General features: G+C 71.8%; 17 protein-coding genes and 1 pseudogene. 8 read left to right on the top strand and 10 right to left on the bottom strand.

Annotation, left to right across the window (positions count from 1 at the left end; translation table 11 throughout):
* Nucleotides 1–100 precede the first annotated feature (100 nt).
* Complete coding sequence (locus IPK81_24100; protein ID QQS12514.1) at nucleotides 101–988, bottom strand: TauD/TfdA family dioxygenase; 888 nt, start codon at nucleotides 986–988, stop codon at nucleotides 101–103.
* A 128-nt stretch (nucleotides 989–1,116) separates the two neighbouring features.
* Here IPK81_24100 and IPK81_24095 point away from each other — a divergent pair, with 128 nt between their 5' ends.
* The 5 genes from IPK81_24095 to IPK81_24075 all read left to right on the top strand — a co-directional run bounded on the left by IPK81_24095 (nucleotide 1,117) and on the right by IPK81_24075 (nucleotide 5,882).
* The gene (locus IPK81_24095) at nucleotides 1,117–2,361 is read left to right on the top strand and encodes a hypothetical protein (protein ID QQS12513.1); all 1,245 of its coding nucleotides are present in this window, start codon (nucleotides 1,117–1,119) and stop codon (nucleotides 2,359–2,361) included.
* Nucleotides 2,362–2,463: 102 nt separating this feature from the next.
* A complete protein-coding gene (locus tag IPK81_24090) occupies nucleotides 2,464–2,772 on the top strand; it encodes an antibiotic biosynthesis monooxygenase (protein ID QQS12512.1) in 309 nt (102 codons plus the stop codon).
* A 26-nt stretch (nucleotides 2,773–2,798) separates the two neighbouring features.
* Nucleotides 2,799–3,695 (top strand): phytanoyl-CoA dioxygenase family protein, encoded by an 897-nt coding sequence (locus IPK81_24085; GenBank protein QQS12511.1) that lies wholly within the window; start codon nucleotides 2,799–2,801, stop codon nucleotides 3,693–3,695.
* The gene (locus IPK81_24080) at nucleotides 3,692–4,432 is read left to right on the top strand and encodes a hypothetical protein (GenBank protein QQS12510.1); all 741 of its coding nucleotides are present in this window, start codon (nucleotides 3,692–3,694) and stop codon (nucleotides 4,430–4,432) included. The genes IPK81_24085 and IPK81_24080 overlap by 4 nt, the downstream gene beginning before the upstream one ends.
* 31 nt (nucleotides 4,433–4,463) lie before the next feature.
* Entirely contained in the window at nucleotides 4,464–5,882 is a 1,419-nt protein-coding gene (locus IPK81_24075; protein ID QQS12509.1) for an amidase, read from the top strand.
* Between the two features lie 15 nt (nucleotides 5,883–5,897).
* Here the strand turns inward: IPK81_24075 and IPK81_24070 are convergent, their stop codons facing one another.
* The 5 genes from IPK81_24070 to IPK81_24050 form a co-directional block, all read right to left on the bottom strand.
* Nucleotides 5,898–6,422, bottom strand: a complete 525-nt coding sequence (locus IPK81_24070) for a hypothetical protein (protein ID QQS12508.1) — start codon at nucleotides 6,420–6,422, stop codon at nucleotides 5,898–5,900.
* A 96-nt stretch (nucleotides 6,423–6,518) separates the two neighbouring features.
* A complete protein-coding gene (locus tag IPK81_24065) occupies nucleotides 6,519–6,920 on the bottom strand; it encodes a VOC family protein (GenBank protein QQS12507.1) in 402 nt (133 codons plus the stop codon).
* 19 nt (nucleotides 6,921–6,939) lie between these two features.
* Nucleotides 6,940–8,136, bottom strand: coding sequence for an acyl-CoA dehydrogenase family protein (locus IPK81_24060; protein QQS12506.1), 1,197 nt, complete (start codon nucleotides 8,134–8,136; stop codon nucleotides 6,940–6,942).
* 65 nt (nucleotides 8,137–8,201) lie between these two features.
* On the bottom strand, nucleotides 8,202–9,263 hold the full coding sequence (locus tag IPK81_24055; protein ID QQS12505.1) for an acyl-CoA dehydrogenase family protein: 1,062 nt from the start codon (nucleotides 9,261–9,263) through the stop codon (nucleotides 8,202–8,204).
* 14 nt (nucleotides 9,264–9,277) lie between these two features.
* Nucleotides 9,278–10,435: an acyl-CoA dehydrogenase family protein gene (locus tag IPK81_24050; protein ID QQS12504.1), complete on the bottom strand. Its 1,158-nt coding sequence runs from the start codon at nucleotides 10,433–10,435 to the stop codon at nucleotides 9,278–9,280.
* 128 nt (nucleotides 10,436–10,563) lie between these two features.
* On the opposite strand from IPK81_24050, the pseudogene IPK81_24045 reads away from it, so the two are divergent.
* Together IPK81_24045 and IPK81_24040 are read left to right on the top strand one after the other, a co-directional pair.
* Nucleotides 10,564–11,361 (top strand): annotated as a pseudogene (locus IPK81_24045) (crotonase/enoyl-CoA hydratase family protein).
* Between the two features lie 55 nt (nucleotides 11,362–11,416).
* Nucleotides 11,417–11,821 carry a nuclear transport factor 2 family protein gene (locus tag IPK81_24040; GenBank protein ID QQS15247.1) on the top strand — a complete coding sequence of 135 codons (405 nt, stop codon included), beginning with the start codon at nucleotides 11,417–11,419 and terminating at the stop codon, nucleotides 11,819–11,821.
* Between the two features lie 4 nt (nucleotides 11,822–11,825).
* On the opposite strand, the gene IPK81_24035 is transcribed toward IPK81_24040, so the two are convergent.
* From IPK81_24035 to IPK81_24020, 4 genes are all read right to left on the bottom strand, one after another.
* The gene (locus IPK81_24035) at nucleotides 11,826–12,731 is read right to left on the bottom strand and encodes a DMT family transporter (protein QQS12503.1); all 906 of its coding nucleotides are present in this window, start codon (nucleotides 12,729–12,731) and stop codon (nucleotides 11,826–11,828) included.
* Between the two features lie 142 nt (nucleotides 12,732–12,873).
* Complete coding sequence (locus IPK81_24030; protein QQS12502.1) at nucleotides 12,874–13,905, bottom strand: hypothetical protein; 1,032 nt, start codon at nucleotides 13,903–13,905, stop codon at nucleotides 12,874–12,876.
* A 105-nt stretch (nucleotides 13,906–14,010) separates the two neighbouring features.
* Nucleotides 14,011–14,781 (bottom strand): DUF1007 family protein, encoded by a 771-nt coding sequence (locus tag IPK81_24025; GenBank protein ID QQS12501.1) that lies wholly within the window; start codon nucleotides 14,779–14,781, stop codon nucleotides 14,011–14,013.
* On the bottom strand, nucleotides 14,778–15,194 hold the full coding sequence (locus tag IPK81_24020; protein ID QQS12500.1) for an acyl-CoA thioesterase: 417 nt from the start codon (nucleotides 15,192–15,194) through the stop codon (nucleotides 14,778–14,780). Before IPK81_24020 ends, IPK81_24025 begins: the two co-directional genes overlap by 4 nt.
* 113 nt (nucleotides 15,195–15,307) lie before the next feature.
* Here IPK81_24020 and parE point away from each other — a divergent pair, with 113 nt between their 5' ends.
* On the top strand, nucleotides 15,308–17,314 hold the full coding sequence (gene parE / locus IPK81_24015; GenBank protein QQS12499.1) for a DNA topoisomerase IV subunit B: 2,007 nt from the start codon (nucleotides 15,308–15,310) through the stop codon (nucleotides 17,312–17,314).
* Nucleotides 17,315–17,319 lie beyond the last annotated feature (5 nt).

Raw genomic sequence — 17,319 nt, 5'->3', positions numbered from 1 at the left:
CTCACGCGGCGGGCCCCCTCCTTCTCTTCCGCGGCGGGAAGGGAAGGCACGTCGGCATCCTCGACACGCGATCGAACTCGGATGGCGGGGGTTCGGCCGGCTACGCCGCCGCCTCCTCGAGCGACGACGCCGCGTCGCGGGTCGTCACGCGGCGCAGATCGCGCTTCAGCGTCGTGTCGTACGGGGTCGCGCGGTGCATCGTGCAGCGGTTGTCCCAGATCACGAGGTCGCCGTTGCGCCAGCGGTGCCGGTGCACGAACCGCGGCTGCGTCGCGAACTCGATCAGCTCGCGCAGGAACAAGCGGCCGTCGGGCACCGGCCAGCCGACGATGTGCGAAGCGTGCGACGCGAGGTAGAGCGTGGCGCGGCCCGAACCGGGATGCCGCCGGACCAGCCGCTGCGGCACCGGCGGCAGCGCCGCGCGCTCGGCCTCGGAATAGTCGGTGAAGCCGATCTGCGCCCGCGAGTGCCAGATCGAGTGCTCCGCGACCAGGTCGCGGCAGCGCGCCTGCTCGCGCGGCGGCAGCGCGTCCCACGCGGCGCGCATGTCGGCGAACTCGGTGTCGCCGCCCTCGGCCGGCACGTCGTGCGCGTAGAGCATCGACAGCGCGCCCGGAACCGCGCGGAACGAGGCGTCGGTGTGCCACAGCCGGTTGCCCAGCGAATCCTGGCGGCGCCGGTCGTCGGCCCCCATGACGCGGTTGTCGGCGTCGAGGTTGGAGATGTCGGCGATGTCGTCGCGCTCCAGACGGTGGCGCACCCCGTGGTGCCGGGCGCGCTGCGCCGATGTCGCGACCGGACCGAACAGCGCGCCGAACGCGACCTGCGCGTCGTCGTCGAGACGCTGGTCGTGGAACACGAGCACGGCGTGCGCGTCGATCGCGTCGGCGATCGCCTTCCGGTCGGCCCCGGTCAACGGCGCCGACAGATCGACGCCCGAGACCTCGCCGAAGAACAGCGGATGCAACCGCTTGACCGAGATCGCCATCGCGCGCCTCTTCACCCGCCACCGGATGCGTCCCAGTATCCGCCGCCGCCACGCCGACGGTCAAACCGCAGACGGCCGCCGCGGTGGCTCGCGCCCGGGGCGCCCGCCGGATAGTCTCCCCATCCGGCATGAGGATCGATCCAGACCACGGCGGCGGCGACTCCGCGCCCGGCGCGACGATGGCGCGCTGGTCGCGGCGCGCGATTCTGCGCGGCGCGCTCGCGGCGCTGGCCGCGACGGAGGCCGCCGCGCGGAGCGCATCCACGCCGGGCATCGTCGGCGACTGGGCCGGCGACGCCTGGAACGACACCCGCCAGACACGCATCCGGGTCGCGCGCGACGGCGTCGGCGCCCTCATGGTCGAGATCGCCTATGGCGAGGACGCGCGCATGGGCCGGCTGCCGGCGGACATGCACCGGGTGCCCGCCACCGTGCGGGCCGACGGGGTCGTCGTCGACGTCTCGCCGCGGCTGCGGATCACGCTCACGCACACGCCCGACGACCGCGTGTTCGCCCGGTGGGAGCGGGCCGCGCCGTGGCGCGACGTGCGGTACGCCCTGCTGCGCCGCGCCGGCCCCGAACCATGGCCGGCGCTCGGCCGCGACCGCCCGTGGCGCATGCTGCGCATCCCGGTGCCGCGCGCGAACGGCGACGACGACGAACTCGTCGCGACCTTCTACCCGGCCGCCGGCCGGGCGCCGGCGCCGCTGGCGCTGCTGATCCACGGCGACGTCACGCCGGGCCAGGAGGGCGCGGTCATCCACCACGGCGCGATCGCGAGGCTGCTCGCCAGCCGCGGCTGGGCCGTGGTCGAGCCGATGCACCGCGGCGCCGGCGGTTCGCGCGGCCGGTTCTTCCCCGAGTTCCCGGTCGACCGTTCGCTCGACGCCGCCTACGGCGACGCGATGGCCGCCGCCGCGTTCGAGGAGTTCGACGCGGTGGTCGACGCCGCGCGCGGCTGGCCCGGGATCGACGCCCGCCGGCCGCTGATGGTCGGCCAGTCGCGCGGCGGGTTGTTCGCGATCCTCCAGGCCGCGCGGCGTCCCGCCGACATCGCCGGCGTGATCAACTTCGCCGGCGGCGCGTGGTGCGACGCCGACGAGCCCGCCACATCGGCCGGGCCCTACGCCCGCGCCCGGTTCGCCGAGGCCGGCGCGCTCGCGCGGGCGCCGACGCTCTGGCTCTACGCCGACACCGACCTGTGCGTGTCGCCGGCCACCAGCCGCGCGGCGTTCGACGCCTACCGCGCCGCCGGCGGCAGCGGCGACCTCGTCATGAGCTCCGGCCTGTACCCCGATGGCCACGGCCTGATCCTGCGGCCGTCCTACTGGGAGGCGCCGGTGCTGGCGTTCATCGGCCGCCTGACGCGGTGAGCCGCCACGCTTTCGCGCCGTGACGCCATGACGCGGACGCCGCTCGCCCCTCCGCGCGCGGGCGGTTAAGCTGGCGCCGTCGACCCACAGGAGGAAACCACCATGATCCACGTTCTCGCCATCATCACCACCAAGCCGGGCATGCGCGACCAGATCCTGGCGGCGTTCCGCGCCAACATGCCGGCGGTGCACGCCGAGAACGGCTGCATCGAGTACGGCCCGGTGATCGACGCCGAGGGCTTCTCCGCCGGCAAGCCGCTGGGTCCGGACACCTTCGTGGTGGTCGAGAAGTGGGAGAGCCTCGACGCGCTGAAGGCGCACGCCGCGGCGCCGCACATGGCCGCCTACGCCGCCAAGACCCGCGAGCACATCGCGAGCCGCACCATCCACGTGCTGTCACCGGCGGCTTAGGCGCCGCGCCGGCGGATCGCGGCGCCATGGTGGACGCCACGGAAGCGGCGACGCGCGTCGGCGTCGGGATCACCGACGCCGACGTGGCGGCCTACGGCCGCGACGGCGTCGTGTGTCTGCGCGACGCGTTCGATCCGGCGTGGGTCGAGCGCCTGCGCGCGGCGGTCGAGCGCGACATCCGCGCGCCGGGTCCGATGGCGCTGAATTTCGCCGAGGGCAGCACGCCGGGCCGGTTCTTCGGCGACATGTTCATGTGGACGCGCGATCCAGAGTTCCGCGCCGCGGCGCTCGACTCGCCGGCGGCGGAGATCGCCGCCCGGCTGATGGGCTCGCGCACCGCCGATTTCTTCTACGACCAGCTGTTCGTGAAGGAGCCGTCGACCGCGCATCCGACGCCGTGGCACCAGGACCAGCCCTACTGGGCGGTGAAGGGCTGGCAGATCGCCAGCGTGTGGATCGCGCTGGACCGCACCGACCGTACAAACGGCGCGGTCGAGTTCATCGCCGGCTCGCACCGCGCCGGCGTGAGCTACCGGCCGACGGCGTTCCGGAGGGGCGGCGAGAACGACGCCCGCTTCAAGGACAACCCGCTGCCACCGATCCCCGACATCGAGGCGGCGCGCGGCGATCACGACATCAGGTCCTGGGACATGGAGCCCGGCGACTGCCTGGTGTTCCACGCCATGATCGTGCACGGCGCGCCGGGCAACGACACGCCGGGACGGCGCCGGCGCGGTCTGGCGCTGCGCTACACCGGCGACGACGCGCGCTACGATCCGCGGCCGGGAACGTTCAAGATGATCCGCGAGCCGGACCTCGCGCCCGGCGCGCCGATGCGGTGCGATCTCTTTCCGCGCGCCTGGCCGCGCGACGCTTCCGGAAGCGGGTTCCCCACCTCAACCGGCGCTGGCCGGGCGACGTGAAGACAAGCTGGGAGGCGTGGCGCCACGGCGCGACGCGATACGCGCACATCACGGCCGAGAGCGTGGTCGTCGGCAAGACCTCCGGCTCGGGCCACACCGACAACGCGACCTCATGCCCGCACGACGCCTTCCTGGCCGGCGAACTGCATGGTCTGGTGCTCGCCACCCTGGGCGACGCGGCGCTGGCCGAGATGCTCGCCGCGGTGCGGGCGTCGCGGAGCGACCCCGCGGACGTGGCCCGGCGCCGCGCCGCGGCGGCGCTGCACAAGGCGTTCATGGCCATCCCGGAGGATCCCGCGCTCCCGCGCCTCCACGCCGATGGCCGCACCGTGCCCGGCGCCTACGGCAACCTCGGCGGCTACAAGACGGCGGTCCGGTCGCGCTCGCAGACGCTCACGTTCGACTCGCTCGCCGGCTGGCTGGCGCCCAACGACGCGGACTCGCCCCGTCGCGAGATCCGCTTCGCGTCGCACGCCTCCCACGCCGCGGCGTGGGACGACTGGTTCTGCGTCTGCGTGGCGCAGGACATCGTCATGGTCTCGCCGTCGGGGAAGGTCGTCCCGCGCGTTCGCACGCCGCGCCTCGAGATCGGCGCCACGCTGAGGATCGCCTCCTGCGCCCGCCATCCCGAGGCGTGGATACTGTCGTACCTGTGGCTCGGCGAAAGCGGGACCACGCGCGGGTTCCTGCGCTATGATCGGAAGCGCGGGATCGTCGGCCGCGCCGCGGGTCGCTGACCGCGCGCGGAGCGGGTGAAAGGATCGGGGCATGACGGGCGCGATTCACGAACTGACACTCGCCGGACTGGCCTCCGGGCTGCGCGCCAAGCGCTTCTCCAGCCGCGAGATCGTCGATGCGCTGCTGGCGCGGATCGACAAGGCCGACGGCAGGCTGCACGCCTTCAACGAGGTCTACGCGTCGGAAGCCCGCGCGCTCGCCGACGGCGCCGACAAGGCGCGCGCCGCCGGCCTGCCGCTGGGGCCGCTGCACGGGCTGCCGATCGCCATCAAGGATTTGTGCGACATCGCCGGGCGCGTCGGCACCGGCGGCTCCGTCATGTTCGCCGAGCGGGTCGCCACCGAGACGTCCACGACGGTCGAGCGGCTGCTGGCGGCGGGCATGATCCCGCTGGGCAAGACGCACATGGTCGAGTTCGCGCTCGGCGGCTGGGGCACCAACCCGCTGATGGGCGCGCCGTGGAACCCGTGGGACCTCGCCACCCACCGCGTGCCCGGCGGCTCGTCGAGCGGCACCGGCGTGGCCGTGGCGGCGCGGCTGGCACCGGCCGGCATCGGCAGCGACACCGGCGGCTCGGTCCGGATCCCCTGCGCCTTCACCGGCCTCACCGGCGTCAAGGTCACGCACGGCCGCATCGGCCTGCACGGCACGATGCTGCTGTCGCACACGCTCGACACGATCGGGCCGATGGCGCGCAGCGTCGAGGACTGCGCCCTGCTGCTGCAGGCGCTGGCCGGACCGGATCCGCGCGACGCCGCGACGCTGTCCGCGCCGCCGCCGGCCGACTACATGGCCGCCGTCGCCCCCGGCGCGCGGGTCAAGGGCGCGCGCGTGGCGATGCCCGACGCGGCCCAGTTGCCGGAGTTCATGAAGCCCGACGCGGTCGAGGCGTGGCGCGCCGCAGCCGCGACGCTGCGCGGGATCGGCGTCAACGTGGTCGAGACGCGGCTGCCGGACTGGTATTTCGACGTCGCGGCGATGTCCGGCACGGTGTCGTCGACCGAGGCCTATGTGCACCACCAGGCCTATATCGGCGACATGGACAAGCCGATCGGCGAGGCGGTGCGCCGGCGGGTGCTCAGCGCCCGGAACTTCACGCCGTGGCAGTACGCCGACGCGATGTTCGCGATGACGGGCCGGCGGCGCGCCATGGCGGCATGGTTCGAGGCCTACGACGCGATCCTGCTGCCGACGATGGCGACGACGGCGATCCCGCTGGCCGAGGTCGACGAGGCGTCGCCGCTGCCGGGCTACCTGACGCGGCCGGCGAACTTCCTCGGGCTCTGCGCGGTGTCGCTGCCGGCGGGACTATCGGGCGGATTGCCGTTGGGCGTGCAGATCGTCGGCAAACCGTTCGCCGAGACGATGGTGCTACGGCTGGGCAAGGCGTTCCAGGACGCCACCGACCACCACCGCGCCGCGCCGGACCTCGCCGCGCTGGGGCTGTGACCGCCGGCGCCGCCGTCAGGGGACGATGACGGCGCTCTGCACCGAGCCGGCGGCCGAGGTGATGTTGCGCACGAAGAGGTTGCCCTTGAGCTTCACCTCCAGCGCGTGGTCCGGGCCGGGGAACGGATTGAGGAAGATGATCTGCTCGTTGTCGTCGTCCCAGCCGACGGCGACGACGATATGGAACTCCTTGCCGGCGCGGCGCGAGGTCCACAACGGCGCGGCCGCGAGAATCTTGAGGAACGCCTCGCAGCCGTCGGACAATCCGACGTCGAAGAACCCCTGCTCCTTGTTGAATTTGGTGCCGGCGAAGCGGTCGTTGCCCAGCGCGCGGCCCGCCTTGTCGTAGTCGGTGTCGAGCAGGCCGTTGGCCTCGGCGTCGGCCGCGTCGATGCCCGCCGACTGCATCCGCGCCTGGATGTTGTCCGTGCGCTGCCCGTGGAACTTGAGGATCATCTTGTAGGACGCCAGCCAGCAGGTGGTCAGCGTCTTCTGCCCGGCCGAGAGCCGGTCGACGGCGTGCTTGAAGCTGGCGGGCATGTTGGACGCTCCCTCGGCGGGGCCGGTTTGGATCGCCTCAACCTACGCCGGTTTCACCCGGAAGAAAAGTGACTAATTACCTACTTCTCATTCACGTCACATCGCCGGAAAGTTGAGCTCGACCCCGACACCGTCGGGATCGTGCAGGAATATCTGTTTGGCGCCGGTCCGGGGCACGGTCTGCTCGCGGTACTTCACGCCCTTGGCATCTAGCCGCTTCCGCACCGCGTCGACATCGGACGCGGCGAACGCGATGTGGTCGAACCGGCCGGTGTTGTCCATGCGCTCGCCGGGCGGACGCACGACGATCCCCTCGCGCGGCTTCCGCGGCCCGAGCAGATGCACGGTCGCGACGCCGCCGGAGTACAGCCAGTAGCCGGGGAAGCCGAGCGGCGGACGCTCGCCCACCTCGAGGCCGAGCGCCTCGACGTAGAAATCCCTGGTCGCCTCGAGATCGACCGGCTCGATCGTGTAGTGCTGAAGGACTCCGAGTCCCATGACGGCCTCCCGCGGAATTTCAGACGAAAGTGAGGTCGGGCGCGCTGCCGAGCATGTGGGCGCCGACCGACTCGAAATGTTGGGCGCGGCCCTGGAGTTGCTGGGTGACGGTATGCATGTCGCGGAACCGGCGCTCCAGCGGATGGCTCTCGAAGATCGCGGTGGCGCCGGCGGCGTTGTAGGCGAAATCGACGGCCTCGCGCGACTGGTGGATGGCGTGGGTCGAGGCGCCGCGCAGCGCGATGCGCTGGTCGAGCGTGAAGCGGGCGCCGGGCTGGCGGACCTCGTCCCAGATCGCGCGGAACGTCTTCGTCAGGTAGAGCCGCGCCGACCGCACGCCGATATCCGCCCGCGCCGCGCCGGCCTGCACGACCGCGTTGTCGCGGATCGCGTATTTCAGCCCGCGCGGCACCTTGGTGCGCGACACCTCGATGAACTGGTCGAGGCAGGCGCGCGCGATGCCCAGCGACACGCCGGCGAAGGCGATCTCGTAAAGCGCCAGCGCCGACATGCGGTAGAGCGGCCCGGTCTCGCGGCACTCCTTCTCGAAGTCGCGGGTGATCGAGTGGTCGGCGCGCACGAAATGGTCGGTCAGCGCGAAGGCGTCGCTGGCCGTGCCGCGCAGGCCGACCACCTTCCAGATGTCGGTCCACACCACCTCGGACGCCGGCACCAGCATGGTGCGCTCGACGCCGCGGCCGGCGGCGTCGCGCAGCGGCGCGCCGTCGGGCGTGAAGATAGGGCAATGCGCGCCCAGCCACGTCGCGTGGCGGCCGCCCGACGCGAAGCTCCACTCGCCTGTGACGCGGTAGCCGCCCTCGACCTGCACGGCGCGCACCTTGGGGCCGGGGCCCCACGCCAGCACGGCGCGCGGATCGTCGCCGAACACGGCGCGCGCGACCGCGGGATCGAGATACGCCGCCGCCATCGAGCAGCCCGACGCCTGGCCCAGGCACCACGCTGTGCTGGCGTCGGCCTTGGCGACGGCCTCGATCACCTTGAAGAAGGTCAGCGGATCGGTCTCGGCGCCGCCGAAGGCGCGCGGCAGCAGCAGACGGAACAGCCCCGCGCCGTGCAGCGCGTCGAGCAGCGCCGGCGGCAGGCGGCGCTGGCGTTCGATCTCGTCGGACAGCGCCGCCGCCTTGACGGCGACCTCGCGCGCACGGGCGACGTAGTCGATGGCCTCGGACGACCGGTCGAGACTGTCGGGTGCCACGCCCTTCCTCCCTGCCCTTCGTCCAAGGTCGGCGCCGCCAAGCGGTGGCGGCGCCGCGCGGCGGTCTACGCCGCGATCCGGCTCGCCGTCAGCGACGGCCAGAACGCGTCCGGACCGGCCTCTGCCAGCGCCCGGCCGAGCCGCGCGCCCCAGTAGGTCTCGCTGCCGTAGTCGCGGCGCCACACCCACAGGCGGCGGGTGTACTGGTGCAGGATGTGCTCGTAGGTGTAGCCCATCGCGCCCATCGACTGATGCGCGATGGCGCAGATCTTGTGCGCCGCCTCGCCGGCCTGGGTCTTCGCCGCCATGATCGCGAAGGTGCCGTGGCCCTCCTCGGCGTCGCGCGCCGCCGCCTGCGCGGCGGCGGCGACGGCGGCGACGTAGGTCGCGAGCTCCGCCAGCATGTGCTGGATCGCCTGGAAGGTGCTGATCGAGCGTCCGAACTGCACCCGCTCCTTGGAATACTGCGTGGCGATCGACAGCACGCGGTCGGCGGCGCCGGTCATCTGGCTGACGCGCGCCAGCGCCGCCAGCTCGAAGGCGCGCTCCGGCGTGGTCTTCGCCGCCGCCGTGGCGCCCGCCGCCGCGCCCTCGAAGGCGACGTCGTCGTAGGGCTCGCCGGTCTGGCCCTGTTGCGCCGCGATCTTCGCCGCCGCGCGCGGCACGACCGCGACGGCCGGTCCCGACTCGCCCGGCGCCACGACGACGAAATGGTCGCATACCGACGCGAAGGCCACCCGCGACACCTTGCCGGTCACCTTGCCGCCGGCGATGCGGACCGGCGCCTTGGCGTCGGCGATCACCAGCGCGATCGGTCCGGGCGGCGGCGTCAGCCCCGCCTCGGCCGCGAACAGCGCGCCCAGCCCGGTCTCCGCCATCGGCAGCGGCACGGCGTTGCGGCCGGCCTCGCGCAGCACCGCCATCAGGTCGCCGAGGTCGCCGCCGGCGCCGCCCATCGTGTCGGGCACCGCCGCCCACGGCAGACCGGCCTCCTCGACCTGTCGCCACAGATCGGCAGGCCATTCGCCCTTCTCGAAGCCGTTGATGACCTCGCGCGTCGCCTGCTCCGAGAACAGCTTGGCGGCCGTCTCGACGAACATCTGGCGGGTCTCGTTCTCCGTCGACATGTGCATTGGCTCCTTCAGCGCAGACCGAGGCCGCGCGCGATGATGCCGCGCAGCACCTGCGTGGTGCCGCCCTGGATCGAATAGGCCGGCGCCGCGAGCGTCGCCATCTGGCACATGTCGAGGAACTCCGCGAGATCGTCCTCGTCGGCCGCGTCGGTCTCGGCCAGCAGGCGCGCGATCTCCGGCAGGTCCTGCTGGAAATGGGTACCGAGATCCTTCGTCACCGACGCCTCCGCGACCGGCGACTTGCCCTGCTGCAGCATGCCGGACACCGACAGCGACATCTGCCGCAGGCTCCACAGGCGGGCGGCCAGCTTGCCGACCACGGCCTGGGCCTGGGCGCCGGGCTGGCGGCCGACCAGACGGATCAGCTCGCGCAGCACATGGACGTTGGTCAGGAAGCGCTCCGGGCCGCTGCGCTCGTAGGCCAGCTCGCCGGTGACCTGGAGCCAGCCGTCGCCCTCCTCGCCCAGCATCATCGGATCGGGCACGAAGCAGTCGCGGAACACGACCTCGTTCCAGTCGTGCTTGCCGTTGAGGTTGATGATCGGCCGGATGGTGATGCCGGGCGACGCCAGGTCGACCACGAGCTGGCTGAGGCCGCGGTGCTTGTCGCCGTGCTGGCCGCTGGTGCGCAGCAGCACGATGGCGTAGTGCGAGCGGTGCGCGCCGCTGGTCCAGATCTTGGTGCCGTTGACGCGCCAGCCGCCCTCGACCTTGTCGGCGCGGGTGCGCACCGAGGCGAGGTCGGAGCCCGAATCCGGCTCGCTCATGCCGATCGAGAAGAAGCACTCGCCCTTGACGATGCGCGGCAGGATCGAATCCTTCAGCTCGTCGTTGCCGAAGCGGATGATGTTGGGGCCGCTCTGGCGGTCGGCGACCCAGTGCGAGCCGGCCGGCGCGCCGTTGGCCAGCAGCTCCTCGGTGATCACGTAGCGGTGCAGGAAGGTCTTCTCGGCGCCGCCGTAGCGCTTCGGCCACGTGATGCCGATCCAGCCCTTCTCGCCCAGCTTGCGGCTGAACTCGGGCGAACGGCTGTTCCAGCTCTTGTAGCGCTCGCCGCCCTTGATCTCCGGCAGCGTCTCCTTGAGGAAGGCGCGGACCTCGGCGCGCAGCTCCTCGATGTCGGGCGGCAGGCGGAAGGGCGGGAACTCGAGCGCGGGCGCGGACATCGCGGGCTTCCTCCGGAACGATTTCGAGGGCGGCGCGCCATGGCCGTTGGCCGGCGCGCCGCACTCCGCTAATCCTAGACCCGTTCCGCCGGAATTAAACGTCCATTTACCGTTTCGAGGTATGCGCCATGGCCGACAAACTGCTGTACGAAAAGAGCGCCGAGGGGATCGTCACCCTGACGCTCAACGATCCGGACGTCCGCAACGCGATCTCCGACGACGCGACGATCTCGGCCATCGTCGACGCGCTGGCGCGCATCAACGACGACTACGAGGTCAAGTGCGCGATCCTGACCGGCGCCGGCACGGCGTTCAGCTCGGGCGGCAACGTGCGCAACATGAAGACCAAGGAGGGCATGTTCGGCGGCAGCGTCTACGGCGTGCGCAACGGCTACATCAAGGGCATCCAGCGCATCCCCACGGCGATGTACGAGCTGGAGGTGCCGATCATCGCCGCCGTCAACGGCCACGCCATCGGCGCCGGCTGCGACCTCGCCTGCATGTGCGACATCCGCATCGCGGGCAAAAGCGCGCGCTTCGCCGAGAGCTTCGTGAAGCTGGGCATCATCCCTGGCGACGGCGGCGCCTGGTTCCTGCCGCGCGCGGTGGGCATGTCCAACGCCATGCTGATGGCCTTCACCGGCGAGCAGTTCACCGGCGAGCAGGCCTTCGAGATGGGGCTGGTCTCCAAGGTGGTGGACGACGACAAGCTGATGGACGAGGCCCGCGCGCTGGCGCGGCGCATCGCGGTCAATCCCGCCTACGGCCTGCGCATGGCCAAGCGCCTGGTGCGCGAGGGTGCGCGCAGCGAGCTTTCGACCCTGCTCGACATGTCGGCCTCGATGCAGGCGATCGCGCACCAGACCGAGGATCACAAGGAGGCGGTCGACGCCTTCGTCGAGAAGCGCAAGCCCGTAGCCGGACGAGGATCCCAAGCCGCCAACCGTCGTCACGGCGCGCGCCGGCGGCGACCGCGCCGGCGTGGCGCGCGCCAACCGGGCGCTGTACCGCGCCTTCGTCGACCGCGACATCGAGGCGATGGACGCGCTGTGGGCGCGCGCCGCGCCGGTCGCCTGCCTGCATCCCGGGCAGCCGCCGCTCTACGACCGTGCCACGATCCTCGCGAGCTGGCGCGCCATCCTGCGCAACCCCGCCCAGCCGACCACGGTGCGCATCGTCGAGGACGTCGTGGTGGCGCGCGGCGACATGGGGATGGTGATCTGCCGCGAGATACTGCCGGGCGCGCACCTGCTGGCGACCAACGTGTTCACGCGCGAGGACGGCGCGTGGCGCATGATCCACCACCAGTCGGCCCAGGCGCCCGGCCCGGCCGGCGCGGCGCCGGCGCCGCCGGCCCCGAAGCGCGACCGGCGCAAGATGCACTGAGGCGTCAGGCCGCGCGCGGTTTGCGGGACTCGTTCCAGCCGATGTAGAGGCCGCTGGCGATGATGACGGCGGCGCCCAGCCACGTGTAGCCGTCCGGCACCTCGTGGAACATCACGAAGCCGACGATCACCGAGCCGACCATCTGGAAGTACTGGAACGGCGACAGCACGTTGGCGGCGGCGTAGGTCATCGCCTTGGCGACGCAGTAATGGCCGAGCCCGCCGAAGATTCCGAGGCTGGTCAGGATGGCGATGTCCTTGAGCGACTGCGGCGTGGTCCAGAAGAACGGCACCAGGCAGGTCATCACCAGCGTGCCGACCAGCGCGCTGTAGACCACGGAGACCTCCGGCGCGTCGGCGCCGGCGACGCGGCGCGTGAAGATCTGGTAGAGGCCGTAGCACGCCGCGCTGCACAGGATCAGCAGCGACGCCCACTGGAACACCTCGGTGCCCGGCCGGATCACGATGAGGACGCCGACCAGGCCGGCCAGCACCGCGCCGAGACGGTGGATGCCGATGCGCTCGCCGAGGATCGGCACCGCCAGCACCGTGACCAGCAGCGGCGCCATGAAGCTGATCGACGCCGCCTTGGCCAGCGGCACGAACTGCACGGCGTAGAAGAAGCAGGAGGTCGACACCAGCAGCAGGAGCGACCGGCCGACCTGCCAGCCCAGCCGGTTCGAGCGGATGATGCCGATGCCACGCCGCGGCGCGAACAGCAGCAGCACGAAGATCAGATGCCCCAGCGTGCGCGCCCACACGATCTGCGGCGACTCGTAGCCGGCGCTGAGCTGCTTCACGAGGCCGTTCATGACCGGGAACAGCGCCCCGGACCCGCACATGAAGAGGATGCCGAGCAGCAATCTTCGGTCGAACCGGGGTGCCGGCGTGCCCGCCGTCGCGTCGCTCACGATGATCGCCTCGATGCCCTGCGCCGGCGTCTCGGCGGCGCGGCTTCAACATGCCGGCGCGCACGCCCCGCGGCAACGCGCGAAGCCATGCGCGCTTGTCACGGGGTCATGCGCGCGGCATTCCGGCGCGGATCGGCCGTCGTCACCGTCCGAAAAGGCGCACCAGGGCGCCGAGCAGCAGCAGGCCGCCGGTCGCCAGCACGATCACGGCCGCGACGATCGTGGTGATCCGCCCGATGGCGTCGGACGCGCTCTCGCCGATCATCAGCCGCTTGGCGGCCATCGACGCCAGCCCGACGGCCGTCAGGGTCGCGGCCATGCCGAAGGCGATGGCGACGACGCCGAGCAATCCCGCCCAGACGACGTCGAAGGCGGCGGCGAACAGCACCATCACCACCGCGCCGGCGCAGGGCGCCACGCCCGCGGCGGTCAGCAGGCCGAGCCCGGCGTCGAGCCGGAAAAACGCGCGCCAGCCCCCCGGCGACGCCACCGCGCCATGGCTCCCGGAACGCCCATCTTCGTGACCATGGTCGCGCGCGTGGTCGTGGTCGTGCCGGTGGCCATGGTCGTGTGCGTGCGTGTGCGCATGGCCGTGCGCGTGTCCATGATCATGGGCGTGGTGGTCGTGGCCACCACCGTCGCCATGGTCGTGGTCGTGCAGACGGCCGGTGAGGCCGGCGTGGAGGCGCCACAGGCCGACGGCGACGATCAACGTGTACGAGACGAGCTCGACCAGCCGCACGTCGGCCAGCGCCGAGAGCGGTCGCGTGCGGCCGAGCAGGAACAGCACGGCGGCCAGCGCCAGCGCCGCCGCGGTGTGCGTGATGGCGATCCACGCGCCGGCCAGCGCGCCCTCGATCCAGGCGCGCCGCCGCGCGCCATCGAGGAAGTAGGCGACCACGATCGCCTTGCCGTGGCCGGGCCCGAGCGTGTGGACGATCCCGTAGAGCAGCCCGGTGCCGAGCAAAGCCCATAGCGCCGTGGCGTCGCCGGTGTCGGCGATCGAACGCAGCCGCAGACCGACCTCGCGGTTGAGCCGCGTCTGCCACTCCGCCGCGACGCGGCCGATCTGGCCGGTGAGGTCGCCGAACGCCAGCGCCAGCAGCACCAGCGCGCCTACCGCGCCGGCGATCCACAGCCACGCCGCGCGGTTGGAGAGGCTCGCGCTCGTCATGTCACGTTCCTTTCGTCGGGCGACGCGCGGCCCGCGGAAACGGGTGCCGGCGCCGCCCCACCGCACGACGGCCACCTTCCACCGCCGCGAAGCGCCGCACCGCGTTCACGGCAGACGGCATGTCAGGCGGTCGGCGAAGAACGGGTTGCCAGGCCAGTACTCGGATTTCGCGGTGGGGTGCTTGTCGACGGCGCAGGTCGCGCCGGGATCGGCACCGACGATCTCCCAGGCCTTCGCCTTCGGCAGCTCGATGCGCACGTAGTCCTCGGGGTCGATGGCGGCGACCGACACGGTCTTGGCCGGCTTCTCGAGCGCGAAACGCAGCGTGTAGACGAGGTTGCGCGGGGTCCGTTGCCGCTGCTTGTCCTTGAGCGTGGTGGCGCCCTTGAGCGGCGGCATGTCGGTCGAGACCGGCGGCTTGCCCGGCGCCGCCTGCGGCGCGCCCTGCCCCGGCTTCGCCGGCATCGCGCCGCCCGGCGGATCGGCCTGCGGCGCCCAGTCCTCGGGCATGAACACGGCCGGCGCGGCGATGCGCGCGCCGAACACCGGAGAGGCGCCCTTGGGCTGGTAGTCCTTGGCGCCGGCGTTGAGCCACAGCAGGTAGCCCAGCGTCTTGAGCTCGGGCAGCGCCACCGCGGCGAGGTCGCGGACCTCCTTCTCCGACAGCTTGCCGTCCTTGTTGGCGTCGGCGGCGGCGATCTCCAGCTCGCTGGCGAAGGGATCGAAGCGCCACTCCACCTCGACATGGGTGAACACGCCGTCGGTCACCACGAAGCGCACGACCTGCGACACCACGATGTGGGGGTGCGCCAGCGCCGCTCCGGACAGCAGCGCCGCGGCGGCGAGCGCTGCCGCGGCCAGCGCGCGGCGGATCACCGCGGCACCCGGCGCGGACGGCCCTGGTCGTCGATCGCCACGAACACGTAGTTGCCCTCCGTCACGCGGATCGGGGTGGGATCGAGCTGGCGCTGCACCACGGTCTCCAGCCGGATCGTGATCGAGGTGTTGCCGATCTTGACCACCTCGCCGTAGACGCTGACGAGGTCGCCGACCTTGATCGGCTGCACGAACTCCATGGCGTTGATGGCGACCGTCGCCGTCCGGCCCTGCGCCGTGCGGGCCGCCGGCACGCCGCCGGCCACGTCCATCTGCGACAGCACCCAGCCGCCGAAGATGTCGCCGTTGGGGTTGGCGTCGGCCGGCTGCGGCACCGTGCGCAGGATCGGTTCGCGCGCCAGATCGACGACCCGCGGCGCCGGCGCGGCGGCTGCGGGAATGGTCTCGGCCATCGGATGCCCCTACCGGATATTGTTGCTTTCGCCGGCGTTTCCTACCATACCAACCGCCCAGCGGCCATCCCCGGACCCCCGCCGGCGGCCCGCCAAAGACCACGGAAAACGACATGGCGAAGAGCGACGATCTGTTCGACGCCGGCGCCCGCGACCCCAAGGGCGGCGGCTATTCGGCCAAGGATATCGAGGTCCTGGAGGGGCTCGAACCGGTCCGCAAACGGCCGGGCATGTATATCGGCGGCACCGACGAGCGGGCGATGCACCATCTCGTCGCCGAGGTGCTGGACAACGCCATGGACGAGGCCGTCGCCGGCCACGCCGACACCATCACCGTCGAGCTGCAGGCCGGCAACAAGGTGCTGATCCGCGACAACGGCCGCGGCATCCCGGTCGACCCGCACCCGAAATACCCCAACAAGTCGGCGCTCGAGGTGATCCTCACGACGCTGCATTCCGGCGGCAAGTTCAACGGCAAGAGCTACGCCACCTCCGGCGGTCTGCACGGCGTCGGCGTCTCGGTCGTCAACGCGCTGTCGGACGAGCTGCACGTCGAGGTCGCCCGCGACCGCCAGTCGTGGGAGCAGAGCTACGCCCGCGGCAAGCCGGTCACGAAGCTCAAGAACACCGGCGCGGCGCCGACCCGGCGCGGCTCGACCATCACCTTCCATCCCGACCCCCCGATCTTCGGCGCCGCCAAATTCTCCGCCGAGCGTGTCCACAAGATGGCGCGCTCCAAATCCTACCTCTATCGCGGCGTCGAGATCCGCTGGCGCTGCGATCCCTCGCTGCTGCCCAAGGACGGCTCGGTGCCGGCGGAGGATTCATTCCACTTCGCCGGCGGCCTGCGCGACTTCCTCGAATCCGAGATCGGCAAGCGCGCCACGATCACCCCGGCGCCGTTCGCCGGCGTCGCCGAGACCGACCTCAACGGCGTCAAGGCCAAGGTCGAGTGGGCTATCTGGTGGCCGCAGGACGAGGACGGCTTCATGCGGTCCTACTGCAACACCGTGCCGACGCCCGAGGGCGGCACGCACGAGAGCGGCTTCCGCACCGCCCTGCTGCGCAGCCTCAAGCGCTACGGCGAGATGGTCAACAACCGCAAGGCCTCGACCATCACCGCCGACGACGTGATGGAGGGCGCCGCCGGGCTGGTGTCGATCTTCGTGCCCGAGCCGCAGTTCCAGGGCCAGACCAAGGAGAAGCTGGTCAGCGTCGAGGCGACCAAGCTGGTCGAGACGCTGGTCGGCGACAATTTCGACCACTGGCTGACGGGCGACAAGGAATCGGCCAACGTCCTGCTGGAGACCTTCGTGGCCCGCGCCGAGGAGCGCGCGCGCCGCCGCCAGGACAAGGAGCAGCAGCGCAAGACCGCGACCCGCAAGCTGCGCCTGCCGGGCAAGCTGGCGGACTGCTCGTCGTCGAAGCGCGACGGCACCGAGATCTTCCTGGTCGAGGGCGACTCGGCCGGCGGCTCGGCCAAGTCGGCGCGCGACCGGGAGACGCAGGCGATCCTGCCGCTGCGCGGCAAGATCCTGAACGTCGCCAGCGCCTCGGCCGACAAGCTGCGCGACAACCAGGAGGTCTCCGACCTGATCCTGGCGCTGGGCTGCGGCACCAACGGCAACTACAGCGAGGAGCGGCTACGCTACGAGCGCGTCATCGTGATGACCGACGCCGACGTCGACGGCGCGCACATCGCCTCGCTGCTGATGACGTTCTTCTACCGCGAGATGCCGAAGCTGATCGAGAACGGCCACCTCTACCTCGCGCAGCCGCCGCTCTACCGCCTGTCGCGCGGCGGGCGCGTCGAGTACGCGCGCGACGACGCGCACCGCGACGAGCTGCTCAAGACGGTGTTCGCCGGCGCCGGCAAGGTCGAGATCAGCCGCTTCAAGGGGCTGGGCGAGATGCCGGCGGCGCAGCTCCGCGACACCACGATGGATCCGCGCCGGCGCACCCTCCTCAAGGTGAACGTGCCGATGTCGGTCGACGAGGACGACCGCCGCGACGCCATGCGCACCGCGACCCTGGTCGAGGACCTGATGGGCCGCAAGCCGGAGAAGCGCTTCGCGTTCATCCAAGAGAACGCCAAGTTCGCGCACGACCTCGACGTCTGAGGCGT

The organism is Rhodospirillales bacterium (assembly GCA_016699855.1).
In the GTDB taxonomy this organism is placed as follows: Bacteria; Pseudomonadota; Alphaproteobacteria; order Reyranellales; family Reyranellaceae.
Note: the sequence above shows the minus strand (reverse complement) of the source record. Positions and strands in the feature narration are given on the sequence as shown.

What these genes read in the sequence shown, in the direction of transcription:
- IPK81_24100 (QQS12514.1), bottom strand. Translation starts at nt 988, where the DNA reads ATGGCGATCTCGGTCAAGCGGTTGCATCCGCTGTTCTTCGGCGAGGTC.
- IPK81_24095 (QQS12513.1), top strand. Translation starts at nt 1,117, where the DNA reads ATGAGGATCGATCCAGACCACGGCGGCGGCGACTCCGCGCCCGGCGCG.
- IPK81_24090 (QQS12512.1), top strand. Translation starts at nt 2,464, where the DNA reads ATGATCCACGTTCTCGCCATCATCACCACCAAGCCGGGCATGCGCGAC.
- IPK81_24085 (QQS12511.1), top strand. Translation starts at nt 2,799, where the DNA reads ATGGTGGACGCCACGGAAGCGGCGACGCGCGTCGGCGTCGGGATCACC.
- IPK81_24075 (QQS12509.1), top strand. Translation starts at nt 4,464, where the DNA reads ATGACGGGCGCGATTCACGAACTGACACTCGCCGGACTGGCCTCCGGG.
- IPK81_24070 (QQS12508.1), bottom strand. Translation starts at nt 6,422, where the DNA reads ATGCCCGCCAGCTTCAAGCACGCCGTCGACCGGCTCTCGGCCGGGCAG.
- IPK81_24065 (QQS12507.1), bottom strand. Translation starts at nt 6,920, where the DNA reads ATGGGACTCGGAGTCCTTCAGCACTACACGATCGAGCCGGTCGATCTC.
- IPK81_24055 (QQS12505.1), bottom strand. Translation starts at nt 9,263, where the DNA reads ATGTCGACGGAGAACGAGACCCGCCAGATGTTCGTCGAGACGGCCGCC.
- IPK81_24050 (QQS12504.1), bottom strand. Translation starts at nt 10,435, where the DNA reads ATGTCCGCGCCCGCGCTCGAGTTCCCGCCCTTCCGCCTGCCGCCCGAC.
- IPK81_24030 (QQS12502.1), bottom strand. Translation starts at nt 13,905, where the DNA reads ATGACGAGCGCGAGCCTCTCCAACCGCGCGGCGTGGCTGTGGATCGCC.
- IPK81_24020 (QQS12500.1), bottom strand. Translation starts at nt 15,194, where the DNA reads ATGGCCGAGACCATTCCCGCAGCCGCCGCGCCGGCGCCGCGGGTCGTC.
- parE (QQS12499.1), top strand. Translation starts at nt 15,308, where the DNA reads ATGGCGAAGAGCGACGATCTGTTCGACGCCGGCGCCCGCGACCCCAAG.